General features: G+C 62.4%; 15 protein-coding genes. 2 read left to right on the top strand and 13 right to left on the bottom strand.

What is annotated here, in order from left to right:
* Nucleotide 1 precedes the first annotated feature (1 nt).
* From NKJ88_RS15725 to NKJ88_RS15665, 13 genes are all read right to left on the bottom strand, one after another.
* A complete protein-coding gene (locus NKJ88_RS15725; RefSeq protein ID WP_023712217.1) occupies nt 2-418 on the bottom strand; it encodes a c-type cytochrome in 417 nt (138 codons plus the stop codon).
* Entirely contained in the window at nt 399-1,277 is an 879-nt protein-coding gene (locus NKJ88_RS15720; RefSeq protein ID WP_352444623.1) for a cytochrome c oxidase assembly protein, read from the bottom strand. Before NKJ88_RS15720 ends, NKJ88_RS15725 begins: the two co-directional genes overlap by 20 nt.
* Nucleotides 1,274-1,615, bottom strand: coding sequence for a hypothetical protein (locus tag NKJ88_RS15715; RefSeq protein WP_023817816.1), 342 nt, complete (start codon nt 1,613-1,615; stop codon nt 1,274-1,276). Before NKJ88_RS15715 ends, NKJ88_RS15720 begins: the two co-directional genes overlap by 4 nt.
* A complete protein-coding gene (locus NKJ88_RS15710) occupies nt 1,615-2,220 on the bottom strand; it encodes a cytochrome c oxidase subunit 3 (RefSeq protein WP_023704607.1) in 606 nt (201 codons plus the stop codon). Before NKJ88_RS15710 ends, NKJ88_RS15715 begins: the two co-directional genes overlap by 1 nt.
* Nucleotides 2,217-4,187 carry a cytochrome c oxidase subunit I gene (gene ctaD, locus NKJ88_RS15705; protein WP_023817817.1) on the bottom strand — a complete coding sequence of 657 codons (1,971 nt, stop codon included), beginning with the start codon at nt 4,185-4,187 and terminating at the stop codon, nt 2,217-2,219. Before ctaD ends, NKJ88_RS15710 begins: the two co-directional genes overlap by 4 nt.
* Nucleotides 4,184-5,197 (bottom strand): cytochrome c oxidase subunit II, encoded by a 1,014-nt coding sequence (gene coxB / locus NKJ88_RS15700; RefSeq protein WP_352444620.1) that lies wholly within the window; start codon nt 5,195-5,197, stop codon nt 4,184-4,186. The genes ctaD and coxB overlap by 4 nt, the downstream gene beginning before the upstream one ends.
* Nucleotides 5,194-5,727, bottom strand: coding sequence for a c-type cytochrome (locus tag NKJ88_RS15695; RefSeq protein ID WP_352444618.1), 534 nt, complete (start codon nt 5,725-5,727; stop codon nt 5,194-5,196). Before NKJ88_RS15695 ends, coxB begins: the two co-directional genes overlap by 4 nt.
* Nucleotides 5,724-6,593: a substrate-binding domain-containing protein gene (locus NKJ88_RS15690; RefSeq protein WP_023754469.1), complete on the bottom strand. Its 870-nt coding sequence runs from the start codon at nt 6,591-6,593 to the stop codon at nt 5,724-5,726. Before NKJ88_RS15690 ends, NKJ88_RS15695 begins: the two co-directional genes overlap by 4 nt.
* Nucleotides 6,574-8,451 (bottom strand): methanol/ethanol family PQQ-dependent dehydrogenase, encoded by a 1,878-nt coding sequence (locus NKJ88_RS15685; RefSeq protein WP_023681121.1) that lies wholly within the window; start codon nt 8,449-8,451, stop codon nt 6,574-6,576. The genes NKJ88_RS15690 and NKJ88_RS15685 overlap by 20 nt, the downstream gene beginning before the upstream one ends.
* Nucleotides 8,448-9,230, bottom strand: coding sequence for a heme-binding protein (locus NKJ88_RS15680; protein ID WP_023712209.1), 783 nt, complete (start codon nt 9,228-9,230; stop codon nt 8,448-8,450). Before NKJ88_RS15680 ends, NKJ88_RS15685 begins: the two co-directional genes overlap by 4 nt.
* Nucleotides 9,231-9,503: 273 nt before the next feature.
* Nucleotides 9,504-10,553, bottom strand: a complete 1,050-nt coding sequence (locus tag NKJ88_RS15675) for a chemotaxis protein CheB (RefSeq protein WP_352444615.1) — start codon at nt 10,551-10,553, stop codon at nt 9,504-9,506.
* Nucleotides 10,554-10,688: 135 nt separating this feature from the next.
* Nucleotides 10,689-11,657, bottom strand: coding sequence for a manganese catalase family protein (locus NKJ88_RS15670; protein ID WP_023681124.1), 969 nt, complete (start codon nt 11,655-11,657; stop codon nt 10,689-10,691).
* A 367-nt stretch (nt 11,658-12,024) separates the two neighbouring features.
* Nucleotides 12,025-15,177: a GAF domain-containing protein gene (locus NKJ88_RS15665; protein ID WP_023725513.1), complete on the bottom strand. Its 3,153-nt coding sequence runs from the start codon at nt 15,175-15,177 to the stop codon at nt 12,025-12,027.
* A 221-nt stretch (nt 15,178-15,398) separates the two neighbouring features.
* On the opposite strand from NKJ88_RS15665, the gene NKJ88_RS15660 reads away from it, so the two are divergent.
* Nucleotides 15,399-15,653 (top strand): hypothetical protein, encoded by a 255-nt coding sequence (locus NKJ88_RS15660; RefSeq protein ID WP_023681126.1) that lies wholly within the window; start codon nt 15,399-15,401, stop codon nt 15,651-15,653.
* A 128-nt stretch (nt 15,654-15,781) separates the two neighbouring features.
* Nucleotides 15,782-16,840, top strand: coding sequence for an alpha/beta fold hydrolase (locus NKJ88_RS15655; RefSeq protein ID WP_023817821.1), 1,059 nt, complete (start codon nt 15,782-15,784; stop codon nt 16,838-16,840).
* Nucleotides 16,841-16,842: the final 2 nt, after the last annotated feature.

Genomic DNA, 16,842 nt, shown 5'->3' with positions numbered 1-16,842 from the left:
TTTACCTCAAAGCATAGAGATAAGCGGCGATGTCCCGCGCCTGTTGCTCGGTGATCCTCGTCGACGGCATGGCCGTGTGCGGATTGACTTCCCTCGCCGAGCGTATCCAGCGGATCATGTTCTCCGGATTGTTTGCCAGCAGGCCACCGATAAAGACCCTGTCGGCAAGGCCACCGTCCAGGCGGGGTCCGACCTGGCCTTGCGCACCCGGCACGCCGGGTATCGTATGGCAGCCGGAGCAGCCATTCGCCGTCATGATCGGAATGGCGCGAGCGCCTACGCCCCCGGTCGCCGCATCCGACTCGTGCCGGACACGGTCGCGCCGGTCGGACCACAAGGTCGCCGCTGCTACAGCCGCGGTCAGCAGCAGGATTGCGGCAAGGGCGCCCCCGATCAGCCTACCCAGGTCGGAGCGCATGTGTTGCCTCCCTGGTTGCGCTGCTGCTTATCCACAGGCCGGCGAGCAGCAGGGCGGCGCCGCCATAGATCAAGCCGGCCGGAACCCACATTACCAATCCGGCAAGTTGCTGGTCCTCGATCGCGGTCAGGCCCCACAACGCGGCGCCGGCGCCATTCTCCGGATACCAGAGTTTGGGCGACATCAGCAGCAGGACACCGAGCAGGCCGGTATGAAGCGAGGTGAAGAAAAGATGCATGACGGAGCTGCCATAGGTCTGCTGTCGACCGGGGCGCGGAAGGAGCGCCCACCAGAACAGCAAGGCTGTGCCGAGGAAGCTCGCATGCTGGGCATAATGAAGAAAGCCCTGCTGGAGCGCTGCCTGGAACAACGCCGGAATGTGCCAGATCCAGATGGCGACGCCGTGAATGATCGTCGCGCTGAGGGGGCGGATCACCAGGGCCCAAACCGATTGCAGCGTCTTTGCGCGCGTGAGCTTGCCCGTTCCGCGGCGAAGTGAGGCCGGCAAGGACCAGAGCAGGACTGCGCCTGGGCAAGCGGCGACAAGGAGGGGCGCCGCCACCGCCATCAGCAGTTCATGCTCGATCATATGGGCGGCAAACACCCGCTCGCCGAGCGCGTGGATGGGGCTGACCAGTGCTGCCGTCAGCACGCCCCAACCGGCGGCGAAAAACAACGCCTGCCGCATCCGCTCGGGACGGCCTCGGCTGCTGCGGCGCCACAACCGAGTCGCTCCGATGGAATAAAGGAAGGCAATCGCGGCCAGCGGAAACGTGATGGGAAATGCGAGCGTCCATCCGGCCTCGGGCGCGCCGGCGCCGTAGCAGATCGAGGTCGAGAAGAACGCGTCGAAGCTCATCGCAGGCACTCGTCGAGAATGAGAGCCGCGCTGCCTTGCACGATGATGACGAGGGCAAACAGCAATGCCGCAAGCATGCCGAGATCGGCGACGAACTGCTCGGTGCTGCGCGTGCGCTCAGGCTTGAAGGCGGCGCCGCCCTGCCGCTTCGCCCGCCATGACAAGGCACCGCCGAGCAGCGAAAGCACGGCGAGCACCAGTGCCACGGGAAGCACCACCGGCACCTGGCGGTTGCACTGCCATGGTACGAGTGCGTAGTTCAGCTGCGTCGAGATTGCCCAAGCCATCGGCCCCGACAGAAGACCAGCCCAGGACGTTCCCATTTTCAACGCACGCATCAGCCTAGCCTCGGCATCCAGTAGATGAGCAGATAGATCGGGATCCAGGTCAGCACCACGAAATCCCAATAGAAGACATTGTCGCCGACATCGCCGAAGCGCCGGCCGCTATAGCCATGGCGTGTGAACATCAGCACCGTCAAAACGATGGTGTCGCCGACATCGGTGATCAGGTGTGTGGTGTGCAGCCCGAGCAGCACCCAGAGCATCGAGCCATAGGCGTTCGTGTCCCAGTAGATGTTCAGCGCCGGGAATTCGAACCAGCGCACGACAAGCGGGGCCAGACCGAGCAGCGACATCACCACCAGCCCGATCCGCACCGGCACGATCGCGCATTGCTTGGCGTAGCCGTGGAGGATGTGGTTCGGCACCACGCTGATGATAAACAGGATGGTGACGATCGTCCCGGGCCAATGGTTGGGTTCCGGGGCGCTTAGACGCCAATTGGGCCACAAGGTCGCGAGATAGAGATAAGCGCCGGCGGCCAACGCAAAGCCCATGCCTTCCAGCGCCATGAAGCCGAGCGTTCCCCACCAGGTCGGGCTGCGCGGACCATGTCCAAAGGTTGGGAGGTCCGAAAGATCCAAGCTGGGACGCTCACTCATCCCTCATCCTCCGGGTCGTCCTTGGGCCAGAACCAGCCGATCAAGGTGATGGCGATCGGCGCGGCGCCCCAGACGATCGCCCAGGGCGTGAAGATCGAGTAGACAAACGTACTGCCGACGGCGATTGCCGCCAGCAGCGGCCAGATCGACGGTGTCGCCGATTTCTCGCGAATGTCGGGGTGGGCTTCCGCCACGGTTGAGATCAATAGCTCACGGACATCGACGCGGAGTCCGGTCGCCACAGGCAGCGCCTCCCGTTCGGCCCAGAGCGGCTCGACATGTGTGACAATCGGTATCCGCGCGAAATTATAGCTTGGCGGCGGCGAAGACGTCGCCCATTCGAGCGTACCGGCATCCCAGGGATTGTTTCCGGCCAGCGCGCCCTTCAACGCGCCGTGTACAAGATTGAAAGTGAACAGTACGAAGCTGAGGAAAAAGAGCACCGCGCCAGCGCTGATGAACATGTTGATGTTGCCCCAGCCAAGCTCGGCCGGATAGGTGTAGACCCTTCGTGGCATGCCCCAGAGCCCGACGAGATGCATTGGAAAAAAAGCCGCGTTGAAGCCGATGAAAGCCAGCCAGAAATGCCAGCGCCCGAGACGCTCGCTCATCATGCGGCCGCTGATCTTGGGGAACCAGAAATAGGCCGCGCCCAGCAGCGGGAAGACCGAACCGCCGATCAGCACGTAATGGAAATGGGCGACGACGAAATAAGTGTCGTGCACCTGGAGGTCCAGCGGCACCGAAGCGAGCATGACGCCGGTGAGGCCGCCGATGACGAAGATGAAAAAGAAGCCGAACACGAACAGCAGCGGCGTGCGGATCACCGGCCTGCCGTCCCACAAGGTCGCCAGCCAGCAGAAGATCTGAACGCCATTGGGGATGGCGATCAGCATGCTCGACGCGGTGAAGAAGCTGGCGCCGAGCTTGGGTAGCCCCGTCGCGAACATGTGATGGACCCAGAGGCCGAACGAAAGGAAACCGACGGCGATCAGCGACAAGACCAGCCCGAGATGCCCGAACACGGGACGCCGGGCGAAGACCGGGATGATCGCGGAGACCATGCCCGTCGCCGGCAGGAAGATGATGTAGACCTCGGGATGGCCAAAGAACCAGAACAGATGCTGGAAGAGCAGTGCGTCGCCGCCCTCGGCGGGGTTGAAGATATGTGTGCCGACCAGCCGGTCGAGGATCAGGAAGGTCGAGGTGATCATCACCGCGGGCATGGCGAAGACGACGACGAAGGAGGTAACCAGCATTGCCCAGACGTAGAGCGGAATCCTGTCCAGCGACATGCCGGGGGCTCGCTGCTTGAACACGGTGACGATGGTTGCCACCGCGACCGCCAGCGAGGATACTTCTGTATAAGTGATCATCTGGGCCCAGACGTCGGCCCGCTTGCCCGGCGCGAATTCGGGGCCTGACAGCGGCACATAAGCAAACCAGCCGACGTCGGGCGCCATGTTGAGCGCGAAAGACACCCAGGCAAATATACCGCCCGAAACATAGATCCAGTAGCTGAACGCGTTCAGGCGGGGAAAGGCGATGTTGCGGCTGCCGACCATCAGCGGGACGAGATAGATGCCTGTCGCCTGCACGATGGGCACGGCGAACAGGAACATCATGGTCACACCATGCATCGTGAACAGCTGGTTGTAGAGGTCCGGGCCGATCAGACCGCGCTGCGGCCCTGAGAGCTGGATGCGCATGGCGACAGCGTTGAGCCCGCCCAGGCACAGAAACACGAAGGCGGTGATCAGATAGCGCCGTGCGACGACCTTGTGGTCGACGCTCGACAGCGCGCCGATGATGCCGGGGGGCGTGCGCCATGTCCGCGCCAGCCAGCGATCCAGGCTGGCATCGTCCATGCCGGTGTCGCGCGGTCCGTCATGCTCGGGTGCGACGTCGCCTGTGGCGGGCGTTTCGCGCGGCAGGTCGCGTTCGCTTGTGAGGTCCGCGCTGCTCATTTAAGCGCCTCGAGGTAGGCGACCATGGCGTTGAGTTCGTCGCCGCTGAGCTCCACCACCGGCATGTGGGATCCGGGCTTGATGCCCTGTGGGTCGGCTATCCAGGCGGCGAGATTGCCGCGGCTCATCGTCAATGTCCCGGCGGCAAGCGTCTGCCGGCTGGCTATATGGGTGAGGTCAGGGGCGACCGTTCCTCCGGCAGGCGTGCCGCCTATTCTGTGACACATCACGCAAGGGCGCTTCAGAAACAGATCCTGGCCGGCCTTGGCCTCGTCCCCCGTCGGAGTAGCTGCCGGCTGCAACTGGTCGTTCCACCAGGCGTCGAACTTCGCACGCGGCTCGGCGATGATGAAGGTGCCCATGTTTGCGTGCTGCGCCCCGCAGAACTCGGCGCATTGACCTCGGTAAACACCAGGCTTGTCTGCCTTGAGGTCGAGCACGTTCATGTGGCCGGGAATGAGGTCGAGCTTGCCCGAAAGGCTCGGAATCCAGAAGGAATGGATGACGTCGGTCGAGGTCAGAAGAAGCTTCACCGGCTCCCCGGCGGGGATATGGATCTCGTTCGCCGTGGTCAGGATCCGGCTTGGCGTGGCATCCTCATAGCGCACCTCCCACCACCATTGATGGCCGGTGACCCGAATGGTCAGCGCGGCATCCGAGCCGATCGCGGCGAGCGTCCTGTTGGCGAAGAAGCTCAGCAAGGTCAGTCCGATCAGGACAATGGCGGTCAACCCGACGGCGGTCATCACCGCGCGCAGCTTCCGGTCGTCGGCGCCGGCCTTGATCGCGAGCGGCTCCGCCTGCGCGCGCGACCGCATCATCAAGGGCACGACGAGGGCGATCATCACCAGCACCCACACCACGGCGCAGAGCGCGGTGAAGAACCAGATCAGCCATGCCAGTTCGCTCGCCGCGGGACCTTTCGGGTCGAGGGCGGATTGCCAGCCCGCGCATCCCTGGAGCAACAGAGCCCCGGCGGTGGCGAACGCCATCGAGACGAGACGTTTCACGGCGACTTCCCCAGCGTGGCCGCGTCGGGCATGCGGTTTTCCGAAGGATGCGCCATCATGTCGTCATTGCGTTGCGGCGCGGCGGAAGACGGTGCGTTGCCGCTCAGCGAGCGCACGAAAGCCGCAAGCTCCCAGATCTGGTCGTCGGGAATCTTGTCGCGGAAGCTCGGCATGCCGTTTGGCCGACCGTCGCGGATCGTGGCATGGATGCTTTCGATCGAGCTGCCATAGAGCCACTTCTGGTCCATCAGGGCCGGCCCCATGCCGCCGCCGCCATTGGCGTGGCATCCCGAACAGTTGAACCAGCCGAAAAGCCTTTTCCCTTCGCTCATGTGGAAGGCGTTGGCCTCGAAGCTCGCCGCCTTGTTGTCGCTGGCGGGGGGCCGCTGTCCGCCGGGCTCCAGCGTGGTCACAGGCGTCAGCTGCTCGCCCGATCCGAGCCCCGATTGCGGGCGCGTGTCACGTTCCTCGCGCTGGCAGGCAGCGAGCGCCAGGACTGGAAACAGGAGCATGGCCACAACGGCTCTCATCGCACCGGGCTCCCCGAGGCATCGAGGCGCGGCACGCCATACTGTGACAGCAAGGCATCTATCTCGACCTTGTGCCTGGACAGGGCGCCATTGACATCGCCGCGCAGCGCATCGTCTTCGCGGCGGACGCCCATTGAGATGTCGTAGATCATCGGCAGTTGCGGTCCGTCGATGCGGGGCGCAACCGGCGTGATGCGGAGCGGCACCTTCTGCCTGGCGGCGAAGTAGCCGGCGAGGGGGCCCCAGACCACGGCAAGGTCGATCTCGCCACTCGCCACCGCTTCGACGATGCGCGCCGGCGGGTTGGGGGCGGAATAATCGCCATAGACCGGATAGCCAACGAGGTGCCCGACGATACCGCGGCGGCCAAGCGCCTGGACCGGAGGCGAATTGGCGCCATCGTCGCCGATGAGCTGAACACCGATCCGCATGTCGCGCAGCCGCGGATCATTGAACGATGCTACGTCGGGGCCGTCCCTGCGGGTGACGAAGACATAGGACGATCGGTAGTAGGGCGTGGTGGTGCGCAGCATTTCGAGGTTGCTCGGCGTGCCCGGCACGAGATCGCACAGGCCCGCCTTCAGCGTGTTGCGGATGAAGCCGCGACGCTGCGCCCACCAGGTATAGGTCAGCTTGGCGCCGAGATCGGACGCAACGATTTCGGCGATCCTGTTCTCGAAGCCCTGACCTGCCGCGTTGGAGAACGGCAGGTTGTTCGGATCGGCGCAGACCCTCAGCTCACGTGCGTCGGCTGTGGCCGTCAAGAACACGAAGGCGATCGCGGCCATGCCGATCGCCAGCCGTTGACACCCCTTTCGCGCCGGACCTACGGTCAAGTACAATCCATCAAGGCAGCCGGAACACATAAAGCGTGCCTCCCGAGGTTGTCGCGTTCTTCAGATCCTTCATGGCATTGACGAAACCGAGCGCGGCGGTGGCGTCACGCGGGTCAAGATCGCCCGATACAATGGCGCCGGCCCAGCCGCCGACACCTGAGAGGATGGCGACATATTGGTGCCCGTCGGGACCGCGATAGGTGATGGGCTGGCCGATGATCCCGGACGAGGTCTTGAACTGCCAAAGCAGGTCTCCGGTCTTGGCGCTAACCGCCTTGAACCAGCCTTCCATCGTGCCATAGAAGACAACGTCGCCGGCGGTCACCACCGCGCCGCTCCACACCGGGAAATTCTCCTTGAGGCTCCAGGCGGGTTTCTCCGCGGCGATGTCCCAGGCGGTGAAGGCGCCGCGATTACCGCCGGGCCCTGGTATCATGCGGACGTTCATGCCCACATAGGGCGTGCCGGCGATGTAGTTCACCTCGACGCCTTCTTCATCCATGCACAGATTGTTGTGCGGGATGTAGAGCAGGCCGGTCTTCGGCGAGAACGCGGAAGGCTGCCAGTCCTTGAGGCCCGACGCCGTCGGACAGATATCGCGAACGACCTTGCCGGTGCCGGTCTTCTTGTCCGGGTTTACGATCAGCCGACCGGTTTTCAGATCCACACCTTTGCTGGAGTTGACCGGACCAAACGGTTTTGCCGACAGCACCTCGCCGGTTGTCCGGTCGAGGATGTAGAGATAGCCGTTGCGCTCCGGCCGGATCAGCACCTTGCGCGGCTTGCCCTGCCAGGTCATGTCGAGCAGGATCTGCTCGTTGATGCCGTCATAATCGTGGAGGTCATGCGGGCTCCACTGATAGAACCATTTCGCCGCGCCGGTGTCGGGATCGCGCGCGAAAATGCCAGACGTCCACTTGTTGTCGCCCGGCCGCAAATCCGGATTCCATGGTCCGGGATTGCCGGTGCCGTGGAAAATCAGGTTCAGATCGGGATCATAGGAAATCCAGCCCCACATGTTGCCGCCGCCGATCTTCCAGGCTTCCGGCGGCCACGTCGTGACGCCAAGATCCTTGCCTTTGTCCATGTCGTAGTGCGGCTTGAAGTCCGATCCGATCAGCACGTCCTTGTCCGGCCCGGTGCTATAGGCGATCCAGACGACATGACCGTCGCCGGCGTCGAGCGCCTTTACCCAGCCGCGAACGCCCATCTCGCCGCCGGAATTGCCGACCAGCACTTTGCCCTTCACCACAAGCGGCGCCATGGTGATGGTCTCGCCGATGTTGATGTTGCCGACATGAGTGTTCCAGATCGGCTTGCCCGTGTTCGCATCAAGGGCAATCGTGTGGCCGTCCAGCGTATTGAAAAAGATGCGCCCGTCGGCGAATGCCACCCCTCGGTTGACGACGTCGCAGCAGGCCACCCCCTGTGCCGCCGGCTCGGGATTGGGTTCGTACTTCCACTTCATCGGGGCGCCGGGCTTGGAGAGATCGAGCGCATAGACGAAGTTGGGAAAGGGCGTCACGATATACATGGTGTTGCCGACGACCAGCGGCGCTGCTTCCTGGCCCTTGTTCACGCCTGTCGAGAACGTGAACGCGACCTGCAGGTTCTTGACGTTGCCTTCGTTGATCTCGGAGAGTTCGCTGAAGCGCGTCGACGCGTAGTTCTTGGCCGGCATCGTCCATTGGCCGTCATCGGGTGGCGAGGCTGCGGCTGGTGGTACGATCGCTGGTGTTTTAGGTGGCTCGGACGCAGCGCCCAAAAGCGGCAGGCAGGCGAGCAGCGTCACCAGAAGGATAGCGCCAAAGGAATTCCCGGCAGCCAATTTGCGGGTATGGCGTTCTACGTCAACGCGCGTTAATGCCAACTGCGGCATAGCTTTCATTTATTGATCGAGCCTCCCACGCCGGCGCCGAGTTCGGCCGCGATGTCGGCCTCCGTTCCGGCACAAAGCGGATGGCCCCAGCCCGAAGCGCTTTTGCCGCCGGGGTCCAGATCGTAGACAATGGCATCCTTGCGATTTGGATTGACGCCTGCCGGGACCTTGTCGAAGCCGAGCGCCGCGCGGATACGCCAGGCCACATTGTGATCGGCGCATGAGGAGTCGCCTGAAACGCCGAGGCCGCCGACAATGCTCTTGCCGTCGTAGAGGGCAAGCCCGCCGCCAAACACCACGACGCCTCCGATCGGCTTGCCGACGAGCGGGTCGCCGGCGCTTCCGAACGTTTTGGGATCGCCCGTATAGGCCGCGGCCTGGTTGACGGGATTGGTCTCCTGCAGGCCAAATAGCGGCCCGCCCGGCTGCACCCCCGCATAGAGATTGGCCGTAGAGAGGGCCATCTGAGCCAGGCTGAGACCGTTGGCCGTGTTGGCTTTCTCCGCTGCTATGAGCCGACTTCCCGGCCATTGCGAGTCGGGGGTGGGGCCGCTGAACGCAATCGCGCAGACAGTGCCGTCACGGGCAACGATGGCTGCCCATTCGTTGGTCTCAAAGCCGCCATTGGCTGGTCCGCCGCTTGCCTTCACGTTGGCTTTGAGGGCTGCAAGCAGCTTGTCGTGGTCGGCCGGACAGGGTTCCTGCGCCATGGCCTCGTGCCCGTGGAACAGGCCACCCATCAGCAACAGCAGGCCAAAAAGAGGTACGAAAAGCTGCGAGCGATACATTGTCCTGGCATTCGTTTACAAAACAAGGACCACCCAGGCAGACCGCAGAATGCGAGGATACGTCCAATGGGTCAGTGCCTAACTCGCGTAATGCTTCTATGTTCCTGCTTTGCATAAAATTCGTGCAGTTGGATTTGGGTGCAGGTGTTCAATCAAAGCATGGGACCTGGATACCCGTGGCCACAGGCCAAGCGGTGAGGCAACGCGGCTGATCCAGGAAAATGCGATCGGGATGGCGCAGACGCACCCGCCCTGACAAACGCTGTTGCCTTGTCACGGCGTTCGACGATGGATGATCTCTTCAATAAGTTTCGCGTCGGCTTCGTACTCCGCGGCCCGCGCAGCCATTTGGCTAGCCAGGCTGTGTCTTTCCCGCGCGGCTTCGCGTTTTGCCGTACGTTTCGCCAACTCAGCCCGCTGCTGGTGCGCTCTTAAAAGGCTCCAAAGAGCCTGTTCCGCATCGTCAGCCTGGGCCTGCATTAAAACGTCCGCTCCGAACGCATGTCCGGTGTGGCAGCGGTAACGGGTAATCGGCCCCTCTTCGATCTCCCATAGGGGGCCATGACATTCGGGGCAGACAAATGTCGAGGGGGCGCCAAGCTGGCCTTCGGTCAATTCCATTGTGCTGTGCTCCTGAGCTGCAATCGCTGCCTCAAGGCGGATGCCGGACGGGATTTCTGGTGTCGGTCCTGCGATTTCGGAAGCAAGCCTGTGCAACAGGCCAGCCATTTCGGACAGAGGGACGCAATGGTCGATTTCCACATTCTGCAAGGCGCTCAGCGGCATGTCGGGTACTGCAGCGTCGCCGGGGTCCTGGACTACGCTGACGCCTCCGCACATCTTGATTGCGTGCAGGCCGGCGGTGCCGTCGGAGAGGCTGCCTGTGAGCACGACGCCGATCACGCTGCCGCCAAAGCTGCAGGCCGCCGATCGAAACAGGGGGTCGATGGCGGGGCGCGCCAGGTTCTCGCGCGGCCCGCGCCGCAGCAGCATATGATCGTCGTGTAACAGAAGGTGAGCTCCCGGCGGTGCAACGAAGATGTGCCCGTTTTTAACCTTCATGCCGTTGGAGGCATTTGCAACGGGCATGTTGGCAGCGCGACCGAGAATGTCGCCGAGGTAACTCGTGGGACCAACGTGCTGTACGACGAGGAGAGCCGCCGGGATGTCCGGCGAAAGATCGCGGACAAGTCTCTTCAGCGCGTCGACGCCGCCGGCCGATGCTCCGATTGTCACGATGCACCGGTTCTCGCAACCGTCGGGACGGACCTTATCCGGCTGGCCCGCACGCTCCGAATCTGGTCGTGGTGCGGCGGTGGCCATGGTTGCTTCACCCACATTCAGCACAGATGTCGATGCGAGCGCTCCGGCCAGTCCGTTGCTGGTCGGATGCCCTGCCTTCGTCGGTGTTAGCTTCCGGCCGCATCGCGGAACATAGATGCCCGCGTCGGCTCTGTGCTAACGCCTACGTGCGCGTTTGACGGCAGCCTCTGCCACGGCCGGGGCCTCCTGAATGCTTGCCGCGCCGCCGAAATCGGCGTTCTTGGTACGGCCAGCTCCCGGGCCTGCTCCTAGATCAGCGCCTGTTGTCGGATCGGAAGCCGGATCGGAAAGCGTACGGTCGGCCATCCTGGCCACCACCTTCATGTCTTTGGCCCCCAGCTTGACAGTTGCCAGGCCGTCTCCGCCGTCGACGGGCATCACCTCTTCAAGGTCATCGATCCGATCCCACTCTTCGCCGGAATTCCATGGGCCAGCGACATCGCCGTCGCCTTGAGAGGTGTTGACATACATGCTGGCGTACTTCTCTACGCCTGGGAGCTTGCCGGAAGGGAAATTGTTTTCGATCGCGTAGAGTGCTTTCTCAAACGACTTCTGGTGCGCGATCTCGCGGGTCATCAGGAAGCCGAGCGCGTCCTTGATTCCCGGGTCGTCGGTGATGTTGATGAGGCGTTCGTAAACGATCTTGGCGCGGGCTTCGGCGGCGATATTCGACCGCAAATCCACCGTAGGTTCACCGCGCGAGTCGACATAGGCCGCGGTCCAGGGAACGCCGGCTGAGTCGCACAGCGCGGGAGCGCCGCCGAACAGAATTGATTCCTTGGCTGTTGTGCCGCTGGCGCCGATCATCAGGTAAAGGTCGGCTTCCTTCATTTGGCCCTCGGCCAGCTGTGCCTTGAGCCCCTTGTTGAGCATGGTGACGATTGATCCCACCACTTCGAGATGGCTGAGTTCTTCGGTCGCAATATCGAGCAACATGTCGCGACGGCCAAGATCGTCCTCGCCAAGCCCTTGCGTGAAATAGCGCATGGCCGCTGCAAGCTCGCCATCGGCGCCGCCGAACTGTTCCATGATCATGCAGGCCAGGCGAGGATTCGGCTCCGAGACGCGAACGGTGTATTGCAGGCGCTTGTTGTGCATGAACATGGACATCTCTCCGGTTAGACCATCCGAACATCCCGGCAAGTTGATTGTTCCATCCGGCCATCGGCCAGCGAGCATTTTTACGGCAGCTTCAGTGTTGAGCATCGCAGGGAGCCAGAGGCGGCATTTATTTCTCCGACCGGTGACCGGCGGCAACGAGATTTCGATCGTGCTGCGCCATCACGGCAATGAGCAAGGCCGCGGATGGGCAAGAGGTAGACAAAATCTGGAGGGATATTGGCTCGGAAAAGTGAAGCCGGGCCATATTAATACGATGTCGGTGTCGACACCTTCGGCCCGTTTCGCCGCACACCTTACGCGGCAAACGCCGGGTTCGGTCACACGGCGAGCGTCGCGGGCTGTTGCCCGTTCACTTTCGATCCAGCACCTTCCGGACTTTCTCTGCCAATTCGTCGATCGTGTAGGGCTTGGTCAAAAGTTCGGTTCCGAAATCGAGCGTGCCGTTGTGGACAATCGCATTTCGTGTGTAGCCGGTGGTGTAGAGCACTTTTAGCGACGGGTGCATTGTCTTGACCTGATCCACCAGCTCCCGGCCCGACATCTCCGGCATCACCACGTCGGTGAACAGAAGCGACGGCACTTGCCCGCTTTCGACGGCCACCAGCGCTTCGCGTGGACCTTGCATTTCCAGCACGGAGTAGCCCAGTTCCCGCAGCGCTTCCGCGGCCATCAGCCGGACGCGATCTTCATCCTCGACAACCATGATGATCTCGTCTGCACAGCCGGGGTGCTCGCCTGCCACGACGTCGATTTGGCTGTCGAGCACGCCATGGTGCGAACGCGGCAAATATATTTTCAAGGTGGTTCCGATGCCCTGCTCGGAATAGATCTTCACACTGCCGCCGGACTGGCGAACAAACCCATAGACTTGGCTGAGTCCCAGCCCGGTGCCTTTGCCGACCCCCTTGGTGGTGAAGAACGGATCGAAGGCTCTTGCGACAACATCAGCAGTCATGCCCGTTCCTGTATCGGTGACCGCTATCATCACATACTGGCCGGAGGGGATCGCGTTCTCCCTGGCATAGCGATCGTCGACGTGGGCGTTTGATGTCTCGATCGTAAGTTTGCCGCCAGCAGGCATGGCATCCCTTGCGTTGACGCAAAGGTTGAGCAGCGCGCTTTCCAATTGCCCTGCGTCGGCCTCGACATGCCATAACCCCGCGGCGAGCACGGTCTCGATCTGGATGGTCTCGCCAAGCGTCCGGTTCAGCAATTCGCTCATACCGGAGACGAGGCGATTTGGATTCAGCCGCTTCGGCGCCAGTGGTTGCTGGCGGGAAAAGGCGAGCAGTCGCCTGGTAAGTTCTGCGGCACGTTGTGCTCCATCGATCGCGCCGGTTACGAATTGGTGGACGTTGGTATCGCCGTTTCTGAGCTTGCGCTGCACAAGGTTCAGGCCGCCGATGATGACGGCCAGCATATTGTTGAAGTCGTGCGCGATGCCACCGGTGAGCTGTCCGACAGCTTCCATCTTCTGGGCTTGGCGCAGGTGCTCTTCTGCTCTGGCGCGTTCCGCTACTTCATCTTTGACACGCTGTTCGAGCGTACCGTTGAGTGTCTGCAGCGCCTTGAACAGTCGGGAGTTGTCGATGGCCGTGGCGGCATGGCCCGCAAGCCCCAGCAAGGCCGCTTCTTGCTGTTCGGCGAACACGCCGGTCTCTGAATGACCAAGGAAGAGGCCGCCCAGGACCTCGCCCGAACGCGAGACGACCGGCACGGCGAGATAGGAACGCACCGGCAGATGGCCCTCCGGCATTCCCTTGCGGGGCCAGTTCTTTCCGTAACGCGGATCGGTGAGGATATCGTCGGAACGCACCACGCTTGTGCCGCGGAAAGTGGGCTCGAACACCGCGGTGTTGCGCGGCATGGGAAAGTTTTCGAAAGCAGAACGAGGTGCCCCCGAAAGGGCGTAGAGCACATAGCTGTCGCCCTTGTCGTCGATCACATTGTAGAAGAAAGCTCCGAATTGTGCGCCCGACAGCACCACGCCGGCATCGGTTACCGTCTGGACAATTCGCTCTACGTCAAGCTCGGCCGCCACGGCTGCCGCAGTAGCGTTCATCAACTGAAGCTGATGCTCCACCCGCTTTCGCGCGGTGACATCAACCACGGTGCCGATGAAGCGGATCGCACGGCCGGACTGGAAAAGCGCTTCCCCCGTTGCGGCAATCCAGCGCTCCTTGCCATCCCGAAGGCCGATCGTCCGGTATTCGATGTCGTAGCGGGAGGGGGTGCCCGGCGCGAGCGACTGGCGTACGGCCTCGTCGGCCCGTGCGCGATCTTCCGGGTGGAGGCCCGCCAGGAAGGCGCTTTCATATGTCACCTCCGCGTCCGGCGGCAAACCAAAAAGGGCTTTGCACCGGTCGTCCCAACGCAGCACTCCGCTGATGGGATCGTAATCCCAGGTGCCAATAGCGGCCGCGTCGGTGGCAAGCCTCAGCCTCTCCTCGCTGGCCCGTGCCGCCTGTTCCGAGCGAACGCGCTCGATGTGAGCCCAGGACCGCTCCGTCACCTCGGTCAGCAAGGACAGTTCGCGTTGCGACCAGACGCGGCGCTGCTTGTCGTGGATGGCCATCAGGGCAGTCAGTCGGCCTTGTTTGACCAAAGGCATACAGATGGTTGCCGTTATCCCGATATCCTGAAAGGTCTTCGCTTCCTCGGGAGCAATTTCCTCAAGGTTGTTGTTGATGATAAGCGGCTTGTTGGCGCTGAGGTTGGTGACAGCCAGGCGACCGAAATCGGCAAGACTGTAATATCCCCTGATGCTGGGCGAGCCAGGTGCGCTCCAATCGCCGCGGATGGTGAAATGGTCTTGGTCCTGCTCCATGTCGGCGTAGGCGCAAATCGAGACGCCAAGATGTTCGCCGAGGAGCCGAGTGGTGATCTGCATGACAGCATCGGCGTCGGCCGCGAGGGCTATCTCCCTGCCGAGGCGGTCGAGAAAAGCAAGGCGTTCGGCGTTCTCACGCAGGGCCAGTTCGGCGCGAAGGCGTTCTATCGCCGTACGCGTCCGGTCAGCGACTGCCGAAATGAGGGCTACTTCCTCCGTCGCCCAGCGTCTGGGCGCGGAGTGGTTCAGGTATAACAGCGCCACCAGCCCGCCATGCTCGGTGACGGGCATGTTGATGACGGATTGGGCGCTGATGGCTTTGAGTGCCTCCGCATGGCCGCTGGTTCGCGGATCTGTCTCGGCGTTTTCAAAGACAACGGTTTCGCCTCGCTTCAAATCCTCGATATACGAGCCGTAGTTCCTGAAATTCAGCGTCCCAGCCAGGCTTTTGATGCCTGGCGCGTTCCAGTCCCTGTCGATGGTGATCGTTTCTTTCTCTAGATCGATCGTGCCGTATCCGGCTCGGCTGATGCCAAAATGGTTCCCCAGCAGTTCCGCGGCTGCGTAGGCCAGTTCTGCGGGATCCGTAATCTCGCGGATACGGTCGCCCAACGCTGCCAAAAGCTCGAAGCGCTGCAGTTCAGATCGCGGATTGCTTGAAGTGGCCCCCATTTCGCCCCCGTTTTGCCCGGACTTAAATGCAGTCTGCGGCCAAGAGTTCCCCGCAGGACGGCAGTTTCTTTGGCGGGCCGGTCAGCCGAACACGCCGCACCGGTCATAGGTTAATGACAGCTTGGCGCGCTGTGGCGGATAAAGGGGAAACCAGCGGGCACTTGACGAGCTCCCGCTGGCTGGGTGCCCGAACCGCACTTCACTCGTTTGGAGACGTTTTGATGCTTGACCGACCCATTCTTACGAATACGGACGCTCTCTATCCAGACGACCTGAAAACGCTTCGGTCGGTTTTCGACGCGCTGTGTGAGGAATTTGAGATTTCGTCGGACACTACCGCGGCAGAATCCATCGCGAGAGAGCTGGTCAGACTTTTCCAGACCGGGATGACGGAAGCGGCCATGCTGATCATTGCCGTGCGCGCACGTTGGCAGGGTGATTGGAAAATGGGAGGCAGCAGCGCTGCCCAGGCTTAACGGTCCCAACTCCATGGAGAAGGCCTACTTTAGCCGCTTGAGCCGGTTGTACAGCGTTGTCTTGTCTGGCGGAACAAGCTTTCGCCCCGAGAGTTGGGGTCGGGAGATAGTTTCCAACAGGCACGGGCATGGCGTTCGACAGAGATGGACCGAAACTCGCGACCGGGTTGCTCGCGGCCTCGTTGGCGGCGCTGGCGGCATACAACGCCATCCGCGCCAAACGTGCGATTGCCGGCCGGGCATGCGGACGTGTGATGGAAATCGATGGTGTGCGCCTGCATTTTATCGAAGCCGGAACCGGCATGCCGCTGCTTCTCCTGCATGGCAATGGATCCATGGCGGAGGATTTCAAGTCGAGCGGCATCTTCGATGAGGCGGCAAAGACCTACCGGGTGATTGCATTTGATCGTCCCGGTTTTGGGCGAAGCTCACGGCCGCGCGGCCGGCGTTGGTCCGCTCGCGACCAAGCCGACCTTATACATGCCGCCGCCTGCGGGCTGGGTATAGAGAAATACCTCGTGCTTGGACATTCCTGGGGAGCTTGGATCGCCCTCGAATTGGCGCGCAGGCATTCTCAATCGGTCGCCGGCATCGTGCTGGTCTCGGGTTACTACTATCCGCCACCGCGGCTGGATCTTGCACTGGCCGCACTCCCTGCATTGCCTGTGATCGGCACCGCGTTTCGTCACACCTTGCTGCCCCCGCTTGTAAGGCTTGCTTGGCATTGGGCAATGGAGAAGATCTTTAAACCCGCCGTCGTCGCCGGCGACTTCGCCGCACTGGCCAAAGATGTCGCCAGCCGCCCTTCCCAACTGCGGGCGGTTTCTCTGGAGACAGCATCGATGCTGGCCGCGTCCCTCTTGGGAAAAGCCAACTATAGGGACATTGCCGTGCCCACCGGCATCATGGCGGGATCCGGGGACCGGTTGTTCGACGCGCAACGCGATGCACGACGCTTGCACGTGGAAGTCGGTGGGTCTCTCCTTGAGGTGGTTCCGGGCGCCGGCCATATGGTTCATCAGAGCGCCCCGCAAGCGGTGGTTGGCATGGTGCACACTATTGCAGGCCGGCACACCTTGTTCCAAGCGGGCCGTCGGCAGCGACCCAAGTCTCGTGCCGTCGAGTTCAAGGCAGATCCGGCCTCGCGGGAGCCACCGGCGATAAGCGACGCCGCTTGCACGGAATGATC

The organism is Mesorhizobium sp. M0016 (genome assembly GCF_040324035.1).
GTDB lineage: Bacteria > Pseudomonadota > Alphaproteobacteria > Rhizobiales > Rhizobiaceae > Mesorhizobium.
The sequence above is the reverse complement of the archived record's forward strand: the minus strand, read 5'-3'. Positions and strand labels throughout refer to the sequence as shown.

Bases quoted from the DNA above. Each gene is read 5' to 3' on its own strand.
- NKJ88_RS15725 (WP_023712217.1), bottom strand. From the start codon at position 418: ATGCGCTCCGACCTGGGTAGGCTGATCGGGGGCGCCCTTGCCGCAATC.
- NKJ88_RS15720 (WP_352444623.1), bottom strand. From the start codon at position 1,277: ATGAGCTTCGACGCGTTCTTCTCGACCTCGATCTGCTACGGCGCCGGC.
- NKJ88_RS15715 (WP_023817816.1), bottom strand. From the start codon at position 1,615: ATGCGTGCGTTGAAAATGGGAACGTCCTGGGCTGGTCTTCTGTCGGGG.
- NKJ88_RS15710 (WP_023704607.1), bottom strand. From the start codon at position 2,220: ATGAGTGAGCGTCCCAGCTTGGATCTTTCGGACCTCCCAACCTTTGGA.
- ctaD (WP_023817817.1), bottom strand. From the start codon at position 4,187: ATGAGCAGCGCGGACCTCACAAGCGAACGCGACCTGCCGCGCGAAACG.
- NKJ88_RS15695 (WP_352444618.1), bottom strand. From the start codon at position 5,727: ATGAGAGCCGTTGTGGCCATGCTCCTGTTTCCAGTCCTGGCGCTCGCT.
- NKJ88_RS15690 (WP_023754469.1), bottom strand. From the start codon at position 6,593: ATGTGTTCCGGCTGCCTTGATGGATTGTACTTGACCGTAGGTCCGGCG.
- NKJ88_RS15685 (WP_023681121.1), bottom strand. From the start codon at position 8,451: ATGAAAGCTATGCCGCAGTTGGCATTAACGCGCGTTGACGTAGAACGC.
- NKJ88_RS15680 (WP_023712209.1), bottom strand. From the start codon at position 9,230: ATGTATCGCTCGCAGCTTTTCGTACCTCTTTTTGGCCTGCTGTTGCTG.
- NKJ88_RS15675 (WP_352444615.1), bottom strand. From the start codon at position 10,553: ATGGCCACCGCCGCACCACGACCAGATTCGGAGCGTGCGGGCCAGCCG.
- NKJ88_RS15670 (WP_023681124.1), bottom strand. From the start codon at position 11,657: ATGTTCATGCACAACAAGCGCCTGCAATACACCGTTCGCGTCTCGGAG.
- NKJ88_RS15665 (WP_023725513.1), bottom strand. From the start codon at position 15,177: ATGGGGGCCACTTCAAGCAATCCGCGATCTGAACTGCAGCGCTTCGAG.
- NKJ88_RS15660 (WP_023681126.1), top strand. From the start codon at position 15,399: ATGCTTGACCGACCCATTCTTACGAATACGGACGCTCTCTATCCAGAC.
- NKJ88_RS15655 (WP_023817821.1), top strand. From the start codon at position 15,782: ATGGCGTTCGACAGAGATGGACCGAAACTCGCGACCGGGTTGCTCGCG.